The sequence below is a fragment of the Bacteroides sp. ET489 genome, assembly GCF_030518095.1.
In the GTDB taxonomy this organism is placed as follows: domain Bacteria; phylum Bacteroidota; class Bacteroidia; order Bacteroidales; family Bacteroidaceae; genus Bacteroides; species Bacteroides ndongoniae.
Map to the genome: position 1 here is coordinate 48,366 of NZ_JAULLJ010000022.1, position 17,371 is coordinate 65,736.

A 17,371-nucleotide genomic window follows, 5' to 3' on the forward strand; every position below is an offset into this window, starting at 1 on the left:
TGCTTTTATACCTCGCCCAGCATGTAGCTGTTCGGGCTGTCGGGTGATTTCACAATGATTTCCTTTTCCCGCATGAAGCGGATGTAGCTCTTGGCCGTGCGTTCCTTCACCTCGAACGCCGCCTGAAGTTCTTCCGAAAGCTCCATGTAGCCGATGAAGCGTTTCCGGCTGAACAGTTCGCGTGCTACCGCCACGAGTTCCTCTTCCTTGCGCCTGTCCTTTTCCTCTTTCGGTTTCTCGCCCAGATAGGCGTGCATCGCCTTCTCCTTGTCCCATGCGAATTGCATGAGCGGTACATCCAGCGGGCTGCCGTCCCGTACTTTCAGGGCTTTCACCACCGAAACGGCGGGCTTCGTGTCCTTTTCGATGGAGAGGATGGCGGCAGCCTTGCGTTGCAGTTCGCTGCCCAAGTGCCCGCGCAGCTTCAGCCCGTTGGGGATGAAGTGCAGCACCGTGACGATGCACGTGTTGTAGATGCCCGCCAGCCGGTAGAGTTCCTCCACGACGGCGATGCTCTCCGCCTCGTCGTTGGCGCAGCGTATCAGGTCGGCGATGCCGTCAATGACCACCAGATGGATGCCCCCGTATTGGTAATGGAACTTGTCCATGCTGAGCACAATGGACTTCAGCCGCTCCTTGCGGCTCATCCCCGTCAGGCAGTATGCCTTGAACCATTCCGGCATCGTGTCGCGCCCGCAACGGCGCAATAGGGTGCTTACGTTCTTATAGAGTTGCACCTCGCTTTGCTCGGTGTCATAGAACAGCACCGCCTTGCCTTTCGGGTTCCCCTCGATGGAAACGCCCAGCGTGTCGATGCCCTCCGCGTTTTCCGGTTTCACAGCACCGGCAATCAGGGCGGCCACATAGTTGCTTTTTCCCGTACCTTCCCCGCCGGTGATGCAGAGCAGGTTCCCTTGTGTTCCGAGCGGCACGCCGTTCACCGATACTATCATTTGTGCCACAGGTGGCGGGTTGTTGAAATCCAACTCGCATGATTTTAATGCTGACATATCTTCCTTGTATAATGAATCCAAATGGTTTAAGAACAATTTCAATAAATCGTCGTGCGTGTGTCCCAACGCAAAATAATCCGTTACATCCTTTTCTTCTTTTGTTCCTGACAGTGGCAGCAAAAGGCGTTTCAATGCAAACGGCTTCAATTCTTCCTGCCGTTTGGCGGAAACTTCCAGACCGGTCTTGTCCATATCATACAGCAGGACAATGTGTTTGAACCGGTAGGAGAGCAGCATCAGCACAGAGGTAGGGATGACCGTCGTTTCCGAATTGAAACAGATGGCATGGAATCCGTTTGCCGCAAGGCTCATCACGTCTTTCTCACCGCCTGTGATAAACAACAAATCCCCTTTGGCGGATAATTGGTCAAGTCCGAAGCAGTAATTGTCGCCCAAATCTCCGGCATAGAGGAAACGCATCTCCGAGCGCGGGCGGTAGATTTTAATGTATTTGTCGCCTACATAGCCATACATCGGTTCCTGTGCCGTTTCAGTCAAGGTATAGCTTTTCCCTTCCTGATTGACGGAACTGAACGAATGCAGAGGCCGTACATTATATTTATTTAATGTATGCTCCGTGATTCTGGATTTGCTCCAAAATATCCGGTCTGTTTCATTGAACGCCCTTGGTACGATATTATACGGGCGTATTTTCTTTATCACCTGTTCCGGCGTGGGCGGACAAACTACCTGAACGGAAGATGTGTCCACACAATTTTCGTAACCGTCTGCCAACCCCAAATGCAGGTCATGGTCAATGATGCGCATGATTTCAACGAAATCCTTCGCGTTCCTGCAACTCAGCCCCGTCATTGTCCCTACCAACTCGAAGCAGTCCCCGGAATATTCCTCATTGCCGAAATCCTTCATCTTATACACCGAATGCCGCCGGTCATAATATACGTTGCACGATGCCTTCGTATCCTTATATAAAGGATTCAGGAACTTCTTACCGATGCGGAACGGCACGGGCAGGTAGTGTCTGAACACCGAAAGCCCCCTGTCCGTCGCCTGCAAAATATCCTCCTTATTCATTGTCTTCGTCCTTTGTTATATCCAACAACCGGTTCTTCTTGTAAACGTCTATCAGGTGCGGTTCACACGTGATAACCTTTTCCCGTACCTTTTTCTCTATTTCTGAGAGCTTGTACAGGCATTTGCGGCGGAACACCGAATACTCTACCAGTCCGTCGCTCCTTAACCGTTGCAGGGTGCGTGTGCTGATATGGAGCATATCGGCCACTTCTTGACTGTCCAGCCATACATCGTTGTCAAAGTCGCAATCCTGCAACTTGTGTTCATTCTTGGTAATGAACTCAGCGATTTTCGCTATTTGCCCCATCATCTTTTGATAGGCGGCACTTTCCATTACGATAACTTCTGTCATAATCCTAATTATTGAAATGTTTGCCGCAAAGTTCCCGATAAGTCAAAATCCGCATGGTATACTATACGTGTACTACACCATAATTTTTTTGTTCCTGCATTTTTTTGCGGGAAAATGCGAGGTCAATCCGTTTCGGTCAGGAGTAAGGTTAATAGGTTCAAAATTAGTTCAGTGCAAGGTGCAAGCCTATTTATATATATAGGCTCGCACCTTGCACTTGAAAAAAAGGCTGAAAAAAATATTGTCAAGAACTTGCATGTTTCAAAAATGTGTAGTACTTTCGCACTCGCAATCGAAAGGTGACACGGTGGTGTCATAAGCTACGAAAATTGACAAGATGAAATCGTAACCAAGTCGTAACCATTAAATTTTAGGTTACGCATAAGTTGCTGATTAAAAAGATATTATAAGCGGCAGGTACGATTACCGTACGCACCGCAATAAACATTGAAAATCAATGTTTTGTGAAATAGACACCCGATTTTACACCCAAGAATGTAAAGTCGGGTGTTTTTCATTAAGAAGCAAAAAGAAAGGGCTAAACTTACTTTGAAGTTTGCCCCTTAATCTCATTATTGCGGCTATTGCTATTTTTCTCCACGTATAAACATGTTCTGATAGTTAATAACCAGCCGTTTGAATGATAGTACGAAATCCGCTCCTAATGAGCCGGAAAATAACTGACTGCCGGATTCCGTATTTTTAACGACTGGAAAAGCCACGCGACTTTGACCCTTTTGGCCAAGCAGGATTGTCCCCTTTGGCTACAATATGATTGACCCTTCTGGCCAAAATAGTATTGACCACCTAGTTCACCTATTGTTATAGATTTTTTTGTGTAGATTTGAGTGCCCGAGTCCTGGTGTAACGGGGGTGATAATAAAATCTATACAAATGGATAAACGAATCAAAAACATTTTAAGATGTTATGCGGCCGGCATGGGAATCAAGGAAACGGCTTCCACGTTTCATACTTCCCGTAATACTGTCCGCAAGTATGTCCGCCTGTTCCTTTCAAGCGGCAAGAGTATTGAACAGCTTCTTTCCCTGTCCGACGGGCAATTGGATGAACTGTTCGGCTGTACGGCATCCCGGCATCGGGAGCCTTCTTCCAGGAGGATTGAACTGGAGGCCTTGCTTCCCGGCTATGTATCCCGCCTGTCACGCAAAGGCATGAGTGTCCGAAAACTGTTCAAGGAATACCATGCCGAACATCCTGACGGCTATCAGTTGTCTTCCTTCAAACGGGCTGTCCGTCAGTACAAGTTTCACATCAAGGTCGTCGGTCATGTCGAGCACTATGCCGCCGACCAGATGTATATTGATTTTGCCGGTGACAGGCTTGAAGTCGTTGATGAAATGACGGGCGAGACGAAGAAAGCCGAGGTGTTTGTCGCCATCCTTCCGTTCAGCCATTATACCTACTGCGAAGCCGTGTGGTCTCAACGCAAGGAAGACCTGATAAAGGCATGTGAGAATGCCATGCAATATTTTGAAGGCGTTCCTGCGGCTATCGTCCCCGACAATCTGAAGGCTGCCGTCACACGGGGCGACCGCAACGAGCCTGTCATCAATGATGATTTCGCCGCTTTTGCCGAATATTACGGCTGTGCGGTCTATCCCGCCCGTGTGCGTCATCCCAAAGACAAGGCTTTGGTAGAGAATGCCGTAAAGCTCCTCTACCGTTCCATTTACCTTGACATAGAGGGAATGACATTCTCCGGCCTGGAGGAACTCAATACCGCCATCCATGTCTCCCTGCTTGATTTCAATGAAAAGGTGATGGCCGGACGGGAGGTGTCACGCAAGGAAATGTTCCTTCAGGGAGAGAAGGATTATCTTCGGCCGCTTCCCGTGAAACGTTACGTAATGAAAGAAAGGAAACTGATGACTGTCGGGAAGAACTCTTACGTCTCGTTGTTCAAGCACCATTACAGCGTTCCGAAGGAGTATGTAGGCAGGCGCATGACGATTCTCTATGATGCCGGCACGGTGGAAATCTACTGTGGCATGAACCTTGTCGCCACCCATGACCGCTGTGACATTCCATACGCTTATTCCTGGAAAAAGGAGCACAACCTGCCGGGACACTTCATATCCTCTACAAGGATGGTGTGGCCTTCGTTTAACGCTTTGAGCTGCATGGGGGAAAGCGGTACACCGCCAAGCGTCTGCTGGTTGAAAGCCTGGTCTTTCGGGAAAATAAATTCGATGCCTCTTCTTTCCGCATTGTATTGCAGATTGGCATTGAATTCCTTGCCTTGATTGGATTTCATGCCATCCACGAATATCTGTTCACCGTTTTTCAGTTTCTGAATTTCATCCGGAGTCAGAGTCACACCTTTGATTTCATTCGGGATATAGACATGCTCCTGTCGTACGGCTACCAGTTCGTTGGTATTCTTGTCGATGGAAATCAGACACGGCTCTGTCGTGTTGCCACGTAGGTTAAGGTCAGCCACGCGTCCCATGTTCCCGCTCTCACGCAGGTTCTTCTTGTCCTCTTCCGTGAAGATATGTCCGAAATAAGGACGGTCCAGTTCCGGTTCTTTTCTGATACCGTGGATACCCAGCATAACCTGCCCACCGTTGGATATGAATGAAAGGCGTGCATCAAGCTTTGCGGTCAGTACCCCAGGAATGTTGAGCGTCAGCGGCATAGTTCTGTTGGTCTTGTATCCTTTCAGCATGCTGTCCAGCTGTCCGGACTGCTCCAGCATTTCCTTGGATATGCCGAACTTACCCAACTCTTCCCAGTTAATCATGTTCTCGTTGTAGCGGTACGTGGGTGTCTGCTGGCGTTGCGGTTCCTGCTGTTCGCGCCCCTGTGCGGCAGCTTCCACCTGTGATACCTGTTCAGGCTGAGCCTGCGTTGTCTGTTCCTGCTTCTTTGCCATTGTTGTTTCCTCCTCTTTTGTTTGACTGTTTTTCTGATTGTTTACTTTCGGTACGATTTCATAGCGTTTCAGAAACTCCTTTACCGCGTCTGTTTTCTTGCCTTCGGCCAGGTCCTTGAGAGCCTGTTTGTTCTGCTTGTAATCGTTGAAGGTCATGCGGATAAGCCTGAAATGCGTAGGCTCCTTCAGCTGGCTCCAGAAATTTTTGATGAAGTTTTCGAGGATGCTTGAATTCTTGTCGAATTTAAGGAAAGAATTCTCGTTCTTCTCTTCCGGTGTAACCGTCTGATAATTGCCTTTCTCGTCTGCCTTGCTGACTACTCCCAAGCCTTCCTTGGGGTCGTTCTTGTTGTGTACCAGCAGAAGTTCGTCAATTTGTTCCACATAAGGCTTTTCCGGTTTCTTTATCCGGCCTTGCCTTTTTTCCTTGTCAGGACTGTTTTCTTGTGCCATAATCTTTTGTTTTGAGTGACTACTTGATTTGTTTCACAGTCCAAATGTAAGACGATAAATTGAGTAAACGACTGATTTATAAATAGATGACATTAGATATCATCAGGTGTCATCAAATGTCATACGAAGGATAGGAAAGAATGCAAAACAGTTGGAAAAAAGGATGAAAGGAAGTAGGAAGAGTATAAGTAAAAGCATAGCTAAGCCACCGGACTATGCAGATCGGAGGGAGCTGAAATCCCTGTCTTATTTCGGGATTTGATAAGCAGGCTATGTTTTGTTATTGGGGAAAGTGGATTTTCACAGTATTTATGAGGCCATATATAGAATATAAGGATAGCCGCCTTTGATTCACGGCTATGCGTCACGTCGGTCGCAGTTAATCCCTGTAATCTTTCCTTTAATTCTAATCCGTTTGCCGCCGCATTCTTTTTCAGGTGAATTTTCATGGCGTAAGCCATAAAGAAAATTCTCCTGAAAAAAGGAATAAATGCGGCTGGCAAATCAGGATTGGGATTTATCTTTGATGGAAGGGATAACAGTTTTTTATTGTATTTATTCGTTAGATTATTCCTTTTTCTTTGTCAAAGACAAGAATTTCGTATAAAGGGAAAAAGTAGAATATTGATAGAGTATTTTCCTCTGAAAGGATAAACGTATGTAAACGGAAAAATGAAAGTGCTTTCGCAGGGTAATTTTCCTGTACGTATGAAGGCTACAGGCTTGAAGTCTGTATTGATGAGTTGGGGAAGATTTATACTCATTCTATTCTTATGCACGTAACCTCCATATATGGTGTAGAAGTCAATATAATGAGCTGTAACGTATTATTCAGTATATAAGGAAACAGAACGAGAGAGATTATACCATCCTTATTAGCAGGAGGCTTTCTTTCGTTTACAGTAACGTTCGCACTGCGCACAGATGTCATACCCCAGCATCGCTCCCAAAATGAAGTCTTCTTCTGGCGAAAGCAGATTGAGCGGTCTGTCTGCCAGAAAACGGATAGCCCGAATGCACTCAGGACGGCCGAAGAACAGATTGATGCTCGTGTCTGAAGCAGGTTGTACCAGAAAATCTATGTGCTGGTTCCTTAGACGGGCTGTAGCAAAGGCTTCATACTTGCGGTTGACCGTATAGAGCACCATGCGGCGCACACCTTTCTTATACTCGTACACGTGGTTCAGAAACACTTTCAGGTCTGCAGGGAGGATGTTGGGGGATGATATCATGTTCATAAAGCTAAAGATGAAGAGAGAAAAATGGTCAGAAGCACTTCTTCAGGTCGGCAGCCCAGGCACTGATGCGGCTGGCGGTCTTGCCACTTTCGTTCACATCGTCCAGCGCGAGACCCACGAAGCATCCGTCCACCACGGCGATGGAACTGCCGAATGAATAGCCGTCCGTGCTGACGCGGTTGCCCAGGAAGGTGCATCCCGTGTCCTTCAGATCTTCGTAGAGGATACCCATACCGTCGCAGAAGGTGTCGCAGTAGGACTCAGAATCGCCGCAGCCGAACAGAGCCACTTCCTTGCCATGCAGGTCCATGCCTTTCAACACCTTGATGGCATCATACCAGTCGTCCTGCAGTTCTCCGTCGCCCCAGGTGGAGGTTCCCAGTACCAGCACGTCGTAGGTATTTGCCAATTCGGCAGTCAGCTTGTCCGCGCTGTGCACGTCGCCGCCTGTCACTCCCAGTTCGCCGGCCAGTTGTTCAGCCAGGCTTTCGCAGGTTCCGGTGGAGGAACCGTAAAATATACCAATCTTTTTCATGAAGTAAATATTTTAATTGTTTACGGTGCAAAAATATACCGTCTTTTTCTTTTTTGAAATACCTAAAAATAGGGCTTTTTGCTATTATCGTATTGGCCCTGATGAGCATAATAGTATTTTTTTATCTAAGATGGCAATACCTAATATAGGTATATGAGTAAAACGATCTTTAACGTTTGTTATTGGATAGGTTGTTTGAAGTTTTTGAAAAACCGTTAAAATTGGCTGATTTTAAAGTTTGCAATCCTCATTTATTAGGATTAACGATGTTAATAAATACCAAAAAATAGGTATTGTATGTTATAAGTAAAGGTTTTACTTTTGCGCCGATTCTAAAAAACTTAATTATATAAATAAAGATGAGAAAGACTTTAATTTTATGCTTAGGACTTGCTACAACTCTGGGATTTGTTTCATGTAGCGAAGAAGAAGGATTTACGTACAGCACTAACCCTATTGAGAACACAGCACTGAAGGACATTCTGGTACAAAAAGGCTACCAGTTTGACGCAAACGGAAAATTGTTGCTTGACGATTTGGCTAATAATACAACTACGCTTGATCTCTCTGGGACACAGATTTCCACAGACGCACTGGCAGAACTTTCCATGTTCCCTAACTTGACTGATGTGGATCTGTCGGACAATGGTTACGGCCCGGCGTTCGACTTTGCCAAATTACCGGAACAAATCACCGGCATAGACCTGACGGGTAATGAAATCTACGACTATGATAATCTTGTGAGTGTCGTAGTGGAAGAAAACGGCGATGAAACTGTGACTAACCTGCACGAAATTACCAAACTTTACCTTCCGGAAACCGCTAAAGAGAATATCGAAGATCTCGTGCGTTTCTACCGCCAAAACAAGGAAGCCATCACCGCCGGCACCATTGATATGAAGATGACTGATGTCGATGGCAATCTGCAAACCTATACCACCCTGCGCGACGTGCCCGACGCAAACCTGCTCGTCCGTTTGAAGACTGACTTCTCCGATTTGTTTAACGGCGACCAAATAGACCTTAACAAACGCTTGGGACTCGACCAAAAAACAAAGGAGTTACTTGTTTCTCCTACTGATAATGTTTCCAACTTTGAAGGTATTCAATATTTGATAGGAAGTCTCTCTTGGGAAGGCTCTAAATTCGGTCTTTACGCCGCTGAAGTAGAAAATGTAGCTTCTATGCCTAACGTAAAAGTAGGGAAATCCATTACTCAAATCATCCTGCAAAATGTAGAAGTGGAAGCTATCGATTTATCCAATGCTACTAATTTAGTAAATGTATGGATTCAGAATATCCCGGGTTTGCAGAAATTAGATTTGAGCTATTCTACTATTTGGGGACAACGAGATAAAGAGACGGAAAGTAATGAAACGTATGGCAGTAATCTGATGGTTCTTGGATGTCCTGCACTGAAAGAAATCAAATTGCCCGAAAAGGATGAATTGAAAGTTAACACCATTGACATCGAAAGCCTGGACGCATTGGAAACATTCGACATGTCGAATGTCAAAATGCTATCTAACATAGCTATTGGTGATTTGAATAATGACTTTAATCTGGTCTATCCGGAACTGACCATTTTCTATAATGAAGATGGACGTGCCGGTACTACTTTTGCCTGTTCAGAAAGCACTTTCTATAGAGAATCGACTCAAGCATTCTTAAAAGCAAACTATACCGATATCGATTCATCCGATAAAGTTAGAAGGTTAGGTTACAGTTCTTCTTTGATGTATGATGAAGGATGCCGTTGGAGGACTTTATTGAAAAATCAATAATAAAGTGTAATTATTTTTTTTGTTAGACTTTAATTATAAAAACGATGCGAAAATTTTTCTTAGGAGCTACCCTTGTTGCAGCAAGTTTCGGAATGGCGCAGTCTGCTGACGCTGCCACAGTGATGGATGTGGATGGTGTAAGTACCGTATTGGCAATCAGCGATTACGAAGGTACTTATAACGGTACAATGGATCAAATCAAAATGAGAGGAGAAGATTATGAACCGCGTACAGCCTCTTATACTCTTGAAGGAGGTCTTTTAACTTGCGATTTTCCGCAAATCGGAAGTATGCCGGGAAATATCACTATCGAGTTGGAAGTAGAAGTAGATGAAGAAACCGGTGAAATTACAGCAAATGAAGGCGATCAAGCCGGGACTTTGAAAATCTTAAACATGCTGCCGATAAAATTGTACCTGGATTCTTTGACTGATGCCAAAGTTACAGGCAACACTATCGAGTTTACTCTGGCAGTATCCGGTAAGTTCTTAGGTGCAGATTTCCCTGCATCCGTACACTTTGTTGGAACAAAATAATTCGTCATTATTTTGTCAAGCTACGAAATTAAATTCAGAAAGAGTAAGGAGAAAGTTGTCAAACGGCTTTCTCTTAGCTCTTTTTTGTGTGTTACTAAGAAAAAATTATCACAATATATTCACCTCACCCAATGGGGAAGACACCATTATCCTGTCGGCAAGGCTGCTATGTCGCTAAAAACACTCCCGGTATGCAACCGACGGCGAGGAAACAAAATTATCCAAACCGCCTGAACCGCTTCTGAGGCCTACATGCGGTACACAGCAAAGACAGACTTTGCCATCGGAAAAAGCCTGCCTTTAATCATGGAAAAGCCATGACTTTACATACCCTTTGCGGAATACACGCAGGCAAGGGTAATGAACAGGAAACAATTATGGATTACAAAACAAGTAAATTATATAAGCAAAATGAAAAAGTTATACTTTTTATTCAGCCTTCTTATGGCAACAGTAATCGGATTAAGTTCGTGTGAAAGTGACGATTCACTTACCAATGAGCCACCTGCACAGGAATATATTGATAAGGCAAAGGAAATCCTCAACGGCGACATCGTACTCTCTACCAAAGCCACTATGAACGGCGTGGACAAGACTCTATTGGAGAGCGGTTGCCCAACCAAATTCAACTTCTCATGGCGGGAAGACGGGATGATGGTGCTTGACCTGAGCGACTTCACCGTAGGTGCCATGCCATTTGCCATCACCTTTCGATGCGCAACGCAGTTTATGAACCTTAACAGTTGGGAACAGGACGAATATCCCGACGACGGCTGGGTGAAGTTCGTAGGCACGGACGGGAATGTCACCACCAGTGGCGATGACGCTGCGGACAACCAACAAGGTAGTGGCGCCCGTGTGGACGGTTTCCTGAATGTGAACACTAACCAGATGGAGTTCATCGTGGACTACAACATGATGAACGTACGTACCGAAACTTTCCTGCAAACTATTGACAAGACCCGCATTGACCGCTTTGAAGAAGAATTTTCGCAGTATGAGAAAGACCTGGAAGAAGCAAAGAAAGAACAGGGTAAGAATTGAATATAAACAGTTGGAATTGTAAAAACAAAACGATAGATGAAACAGATTACAACCTTCATCCTGCTGTTGGCGCTATGCGTCTGTACGGATGCGGCAGCCCAGCGGAGCGTCAGGCTGACGGTGCTGGAGAAAGGGACGGAACAGCCGGTCATAGCCGCTAATGTGGCCTATGCCGACAATCCGGAACTGAGGAACGCCATGCACACCATCACGGACGTGGACGGACAGACAGTGCTGAAGCTTGCAGGGAAAGGTAGTTGGTACTATAAGGTGACATACGTCAGCTTTGTACCGGAAACAGGGAAAATAGATAAAACCGAAACGGTGAAGACCGTATATATGAAAGATGATGCACTGGGGCTGAACGAAGTAGTCGTGACGGGTTCGCGTGCGGCACGCCCCATCAAACTGTCCCCCATAACCACGCAGGTATTGGGGGGTAAACAATTAGTGGATGCCGGATACGCCAATCTGCAGCAGGCTCTCCAGCAGGAAACTCCGGGACTGAATATACAGAAAGTGGGCTTCGGAAACGAAATCTCCATGCAGGGACTGGATGCCCGGCACGTGTTGTTCCTGATGGACGGCGAACGTATGACGGGCGACATGGCGGGCAACCTGGACTATGAACGTTTCAACCTTCATGCCATAGACCGCATCGAGATAGTGAAAGGTGCAAGCTCCACCCTCTACGGAAGCCGTGCGGCTGGAGCTGTCATCAACCTGATAACCAAAAAGACCTCCAAACCGTTGTCGATAGACGCCGGAGTGCGTTATGGACAGATGAACGAGCGCAACTACAAGAATCCGCAGCCAAGCGACTTCCTGTATATGTTCGAGCAGAATGCCGACCGCCCCAACCTGCAAGGCTGGGTGTCAGCCGGCTTCAATACGGGCAAAGTGACCTCGCAGACCGATGTGTGGTACAGCTCCACCGACGCATTCTATATGTATCAGGCGGAGAACGACAAGAAAGTCTATACGCAGGAGGCCAACCCTTTCCTTCCCCATGACATCACGGTGGTCAGCACCGCAGCCCGCCCGCCAATGGGTATCGAAGGCAAGGAGCACATCACGATGTCACAGAAAGTCTATTACGATCCGATAAAAGATTTGTCAGTTTTGGTATATGGAGGAGGCTTCTTCATGAACACGTACGACCTGATACAGGACATGACGTTCAGTCAGGCGAACGAATGGAACGCCGGGGCCAAGGTGACTTACCATATGAAAGACTGGTTCAGCGTGACCGGAAGCCTGCACGGGGATTTCTATAACCGATACAAGCGCCATGAGCGCATCGATACCCGTAATAAGGACTATGAGAGCAGCATCTGGCAACCCCGTCTGACCGTGACGAGCGACTACTTCGACGGCCACAGTCTGATATTCGGCATCGAACACACTTCTGACGAATTGACCAGCGACCGTTTTTCGGGCAATGCCAACCATGACCTGAAAACCCGCGCCCTGAAAGAGACGGAATATTTCTTGCAGGACGAATGGACCATCAATCCCCAATGGATGGTGTCTGCCGGACTGCGCACTAACTTCTCGCGTGCGTTCGGTTTCATGGCTATGCCTAAAGTGGCTGCAAAATATTCACCCAATGAGCAGTGGGCTATCCGCGCCAACTATTCAATGGGTTACCGTTCTCCCAGTATCAAGGAACTTTTCTTTAACTGGGACCATTTGGGAATGTTCATGATTCGCGGTAATGAGAACATGCAGCCGGAGAAGAACAATTACTTTTCGCTCGGTGCAGAATATTCGAACGACCGCCTGTTCGTGTCCGGTACGGCATACGGCAACTATTTCCGCGACAAGATTGAGGGAGTGTGGCGTATTTATGACATGCAGTACAATTTTGAATATACCAATCTGAGCAAGCAGCGTCTGTTGGGTATTGAAGCTTTGTTACGCTGGAGGGTATTGGATTGTATGACCCTTAACGGAACTTACAGTTATGTCAATGTGAGCAAGAACGAGGGCATACAGGTAAATACCACATCTCCACACGCTGCTACTGCAAGTCTGGATTATAAATATGCACGGAAGAATTATCGTCTGAATGCTGTGTTCAGTGCATCGTATATGGGAAGCAAGAAGTTCGATGTGCAGGATCGCGTATTCGTGGAAGAGGACAACAAGAGCTATGATGCCTATTTCCGTTGCGACCTTCCGCAATATGTACTGTGCAACCTCTCCGTATCGCAGACTTTCTGGAACAAGGTGAAGCTGACTCTTGGTGTGGACAATCTGTTCAACTATGTGCCGAAAACACTGGGTTCTGGGATTACGATGTTCAATGTTCCGGCTACAGCCGGAACCCGCGGATGGGTACAGATGGAATTTATGCTTGATGATGTGATTAACTCTTTAAAGAAAAGGAAATGAAAGGTTTGAAATTGAAAATAATGGTTTTTCTGTTGGGGTGTCTGACGATGACCGCTTGTGTGGACTATGACGACATACAGCCTTTCAACGGAAAGACACTGCCTCGCAAGTCGGGTTATTCCACCGGTGTGACGAATGACTGGATTTATTTTAACCTGCGTACCGGCGAAATGTTCAATGCCTATGGGGTGAACAAGGACATCAAGGAAGGCGAACAGTACGGCCGCACGGATTGGGACTTGGCTTTTTGTGGCTACGTGTTGAGAACAAACAGCGGTACCAGTGGCATAGGCCGTGGAGGTGCAGCCGACTTGGGATATGGCGAATACAATAAGTGGACAAGCGTTTCACAGTTACCGTCGGATTTGGAATGGGTGGTCGATAATGGTGAGGTCAGTGTGACCATGTCGCAGAACGACTGGAACCATTACCTGGTGGAGAACGGGCTGGATTTTGATTCTAATCCCTGGTTCGACCCGAACAACGGACCACAAAGGACAAAGACCAATGCCAATCCGTTGCTGGCCGAGGCGATGACGTTTGCCGGACCTCCTCCTGTATATACTCCGTCTTTCCACACATACGTAGTGCGTACGGCAGACGGACAGCGTTACTTCAAAATACAGATTATCAGCTGGTATGATGCCAATGTGGAGATAGGTGATGAAGGAGGAAGAATCAGTTATTACTGCGACGAACTAAAATAAGAAAAGATTATGAAGAAAGAAAAAATCAAAAAATACTGGTGGAAAGCCACCGCATCATTTATAATGGTATTGTTCACCATGCCTCTTGGGCATGCCGTGATGATTCTGATGGAGCATTTCCTGAATGAGACCACACTGCATTATTCGGCTTTTGCCATGGGATTCGTGGGTATGCTGATGGTTATTGCAGGCGTGTTTGCCAAGGGAGATACGCGCCAGACTCTGTGGGGACTGTTCGGCGGTCTGCTGTTCTGGACGGGATGGGTGGAATTCCTGTTTATGTATTTTGCCAACCGTTTCGGCACACAGCCGGAACTCGACCCTGTGACGGGAGAGATAGTGACCCGTCCTGAATATCTTATACTTCCGGCTTCTTTCGGATTCTGGATGATGGTGATGATTATGTATCTGTTCAGCACACGCAACGGATGCAACTTCATCAACTGGTGGCAGCGTCTGCTGTTCAAGGGAAAGAAGAACGAGATAGCCGCTCGTCCGATGACACGCCACACGAGCATCGTTACCTTCATGGAGCTGATGATGATTCTGTGGGCTTCCTACTTACTGCTGATGTTCTGTTATGATGACGTATTCTTAGGCGAAAATCATCCTGTTACACTTTTGGTAGGCTTGGGCTGTCTGATAGGTTCGTTCTTTATCTTTGCCAAACAGCTGCGCATTGCTTCGTGGGGAGCCAATATCCGTATGGCCATTGCTACGGTGGTGGTTTTCTGGACACCTATCGAGGTGTTGGGACGTATGGACCTGTTCAGCGAGATATGGACAGATCCTTTGAACCATGTAATGGAGATGGTGATAATACTGGTAGTGTTTGTGGCTTTAGTGTTCTATCTCTGGTATAAGGGCGCAAGGAAATCGGCTGCTGTCGGATAAAAAGTCTGTTAACATGACAACAGGATTAAATAGAAAACAAACGAATTGGGGCAAAGCGATCGTGTCCATTGCGGTGACACTGGCAGCGATGCCCCTTACGCATATTCTTGCCCGTATGCTGAAAGACGGTACTACGGGAGTAGAACAGTTTTATGCGGGAATGGGAATGGGAGCCTTCGGACTGGGACTGGTCATTGCGGGTGTCTTTATCAAGGGAGATGCGCGGCAGAGCCTGTTGGGACTGTTCGGAGGGATGTTCTATTGGATGGGAGCGATTGATTTCCTGTTCATGTATTATGCCGAACGGTTCGGCACGCAGGCACAGCTCGACCCGGTGACGGGCGAGATTGTCAGCCGTCCGGAGTATCTGATACTGCCTGCTACATTCGGATTCTGGATGATGGTGATGATGCTGTACCTGTTTTGTACGGCCAATGGATGTAACTTCCTGAACTGGTGGCAACGTCTGTTCTTCGGTAAACATAAGAAGGAAATTGCGGCACGGCCAATGACACGGCATACCAGCATTGTGGCATTTATGGAAGTGATTACGATGTTGTGGACGTGTTACCTCACACTTATGTTCTGTTATGACGAGCGTTTCCTGGGCGACCGTCATCCGGTGACATTGCTTGTGGGGATGCTGGGGCTTATAGGTTCGCTGTTCATGTTTGCCCGTCTGTTGCGTTATTCTTCATGGGGCATGAGTCTGCGTTATGGTTTCGCTACGGTCATCATCTTCTGGATAGCCGTGGAAGTGTTCGACCGTATCAGCCTTCTTCCTGCTTTATGGAATGCTCCCGGAGAACATATACTCCAAATAATTCTGATAGGCGGTTCGTTTGCCGTAGCGGGACTTTATGTGACATATCGTAAAATGATGCGCAGGGTATGAGACGGAGTACATGGAGAAAGCATCATAAATGGTTCGGACTGATTTTTACCTTTTTCATGCTTATGTTCTGTGTAAGCGGTATTGTGCTGAATCACAGGGAGGCCGTATCGGATGTGGACGTGAGCAGGAAGTGGCTTCCTTCAAGCTATCGTTTCGACAGATGGAACAACGGGCTGCTGCGTGGTTCATTACGGTACGCTCATGCAGACTCCATTTTCTTGTACGGAAGTAACGGTATCTGGATGACGGATTCGGTCATGAATACTGTTCTGGATTTTAATGACGGCTTACCTTCCGGTACTGACCGACGTAACATCAGAGCCGTTGTGCAGACTGCGGATAAAACCTTGTTTGCTGTCAGTCCGTTCGCACTTTACAAAAGAGACGGGAAAAAGTGGGAGGAAATCTGTTTGCCGGACCGGCAGGAGGAGCGGTTGTCCGACCTGACACTGGCTGGAGATACGCTGGTGGTGACAGGCCGTTCTTATCTTTATATATCCACATTTCCCTATCATGGTTTCAGGAAGGTTGAAATAAAAGCTCCTGCAGATTATGACGGCAAGGTTTCTCTTTTCCGCACTGTATGGCTTTTGCATAGCGGCGAACTGTTCGGTACATTCGGGAAACTCCTGATGGACGGTGTGGCTGTGGTCATTATCGTACTTTGTATTTCAGGAGTGCTGTATTGGCAGCTTCCCGGGGTTATCCGTCGCTTAAGAGAGAAAGGAAGAAATGTGTCTGCCTGTACATCTTTGCTGAAAGAATCCTTAAACTGGCATGATACGGTGGGACGTTATACTTTCCTTCTGCTTATGTGGGTTGCCTTTACCGGATGGTGTCTGCGTCCTCCTGTACTTATCGCATTAGTCTATGGGAAAGTACCCCCGGTGCCCGGGTCCATGCTGGATGAAGACAATGCCTGGAATGACAGGTTGCGGATGACGCGTTATGACAGGGAATGTGGTGACTGGCTTCTTTCGACCTCCGAAGGCTTCTATTCGCTGTCTTCGCTGGATGCCGTTCCTGTAAAGGAAGAAAAGACTCCTCCGGTAAGTGTCATGGGACTGAATGTATGGCAGAAAGACGGTGAGGGAAGATGGCTGGCAGGTTCATTCAGTGGCATGTTTGTATGGGACAGAACCGATGGAAAGGTGCTTGATTTCTTTACCGGTGATGAGGTGCATGAAGTGTCAGGACCGCCTTTCGGGAAACGGGCTGTATCAGGCTGTATTTCCGGTATTAGTTCTGTTCTTTTTATAGTAGAGTATGAGAAAGGCACAGATTCAGTGCCTATGCCGGAAGAATTTTCCGCACTTCCTATGTCTTTATGGAATCTTGCTCTGGAAATACATACAGGGCGGATTTATACCTTGCTTGGTAAAGGAACTCTGGTTTATATCTTCTTTGCGGGACTGGCTGCAATGTGGTGTATATATACAGGATTTGTAATAAGAAAGAAAAAGAATTTTGTACGTAAAGAATAATATTGGTATTAAGAACTCATTTAATCTATTTTCTATCAAATAGGTATTGCTTTTTTTAATGAACATATCTAACGTGAGTTCGATATAAAATCAAAAAAAAGAAAGTT

General features: G+C 46.6%; 13 protein-coding genes and 1 pseudogene. 9 read left to right on the forward strand and 5 right to left on the reverse strand.

The window, feature by feature from the left end; all coding sequences use genetic code 11:
• Positions 1–5 precede the first annotated feature (5 nt).
• Both Q3C19_RS12305 and Q3C19_RS12310 read right to left on the reverse strand, forming a co-directional pair.
• Positions 6–2,048: a bifunctional DNA primase/helicase gene (locus Q3C19_RS12305; protein WP_205096421.1), complete on the reverse strand. Its 2,043-nt coding sequence runs from the start codon at positions 2,046–2,048 to the stop codon at positions 6–8.
• Positions 2,041–2,400 carry a helix-turn-helix domain-containing protein gene (locus Q3C19_RS12310; protein WP_072545384.1) on the reverse strand — a complete coding sequence of 120 codons (360 nt, stop codon included), beginning with the start codon at positions 2,398–2,400 and terminating at the stop codon, positions 2,041–2,043. The genes Q3C19_RS12305 and Q3C19_RS12310 overlap by 8 nt, the downstream gene beginning before the upstream one ends.
• Positions 2,401–3,294: 894 nt before the next feature.
• Between Q3C19_RS12310 and istA the strand changes: the two genes are divergently transcribed.
• Positions 3,295–4,665: an IS21 family transposase gene (gene istA, locus Q3C19_RS12315; protein ID WP_302729649.1), complete on the forward strand. Its 1,371-nt coding sequence runs from the start codon at positions 3,295–3,297 to the stop codon at positions 4,663–4,665.
• On the opposite strand, the pseudogene Q3C19_RS18445 reads toward istA, so the two are convergent.
• From Q3C19_RS18445 to fldA, 3 genes and pseudogenes are all read right to left on the reverse strand, one after another.
• Positions 4,656–5,750, reverse strand: a pseudogene (locus Q3C19_RS18445) (DUF3945 domain-containing protein); the annotation flags it as partial. The gene istA and the pseudogene Q3C19_RS18445 sit on opposite strands and share 10 nt — an antisense overlap.
• 875 nt (positions 5,751–6,625) lie before the next feature.
• Positions 6,626–6,982: a DUF2023 family protein gene (locus Q3C19_RS12325; protein ID WP_302729669.1), complete on the reverse strand. Its 357-nt coding sequence runs from the start codon at positions 6,980–6,982 to the stop codon at positions 6,626–6,628.
• Between the two features lie 34 nt (positions 6,983–7,016).
• Positions 7,017–7,523, reverse strand: a complete 507-nt coding sequence (gene fldA, locus Q3C19_RS12330; protein WP_302729650.1) for a flavodoxin FldA — start codon at positions 7,521–7,523, stop codon at positions 7,017–7,019.
• Between the two features lie 359 nt (positions 7,524–7,882).
• Here fldA and Q3C19_RS12335 point away from each other — a divergent pair, with 359 nt between their 5' ends.
• The 8 genes from Q3C19_RS12335 to Q3C19_RS12370 all read left to right on the forward strand — a co-directional run bounded on the left by Q3C19_RS12335 (position 7,883) and on the right by Q3C19_RS12370 (position 17,264).
• Positions 7,883–9,307: a hypothetical protein gene (locus tag Q3C19_RS12335; protein ID WP_204971833.1), complete on the forward strand. Its 1,425-nt coding sequence runs from the start codon at positions 7,883–7,885 to the stop codon at positions 9,305–9,307.
• Between the two features lie 44 nt (positions 9,308–9,351).
• Positions 9,352–9,843, forward strand: a complete 492-nt coding sequence (locus Q3C19_RS12340) for a hypothetical protein (protein WP_054349837.1) — start codon at positions 9,352–9,354, stop codon at positions 9,841–9,843.
• 411 nt (positions 9,844–10,254) lie between these two features.
• A complete protein-coding gene (locus Q3C19_RS12345) occupies positions 10,255–10,887 on the forward strand; it encodes a DUF4903 family protein (RefSeq protein WP_154577713.1) in 633 nt (210 codons plus the stop codon).
• Between the two features lie 36 nt (positions 10,888–10,923).
• Complete coding sequence (locus Q3C19_RS12350; RefSeq protein ID WP_302729658.1) at positions 10,924–13,284, forward strand: TonB-dependent receptor; 2,361 nt, start codon at positions 10,924–10,926, stop codon at positions 13,282–13,284.
• Positions 13,281–13,991: an HmuY family protein gene (locus Q3C19_RS12355; protein ID WP_154577711.1), complete on the forward strand. Its 711-nt coding sequence runs from the start codon at positions 13,281–13,283 to the stop codon at positions 13,989–13,991. Before Q3C19_RS12350 ends, Q3C19_RS12355 begins: the two co-directional genes overlap by 4 nt.
• Positions 13,992–14,000: 9 nt before the next feature.
• The gene (locus Q3C19_RS12360) at positions 14,001–14,885 is read left to right on the forward strand and encodes a hypothetical protein (protein WP_302729661.1); all 885 of its coding nucleotides are present in this window, start codon (positions 14,001–14,003) and stop codon (positions 14,883–14,885) included.
• A 13-nt stretch (positions 14,886–14,898) separates the two neighbouring features.
• Positions 14,899–15,780: a hypothetical protein gene (locus tag Q3C19_RS12365; protein ID WP_302729663.1), complete on the forward strand. Its 882-nt coding sequence runs from the start codon at positions 14,899–14,901 to the stop codon at positions 15,778–15,780.
• Entirely contained in the window at positions 15,777–17,264 is a 1,488-nt protein-coding gene (locus Q3C19_RS12370; RefSeq protein ID WP_302729665.1) for a PepSY domain-containing protein, read from the forward strand. The genes Q3C19_RS12365 and Q3C19_RS12370 overlap by 4 nt, the downstream gene beginning before the upstream one ends.
• Positions 17,265–17,371 lie beyond the last annotated feature (107 nt).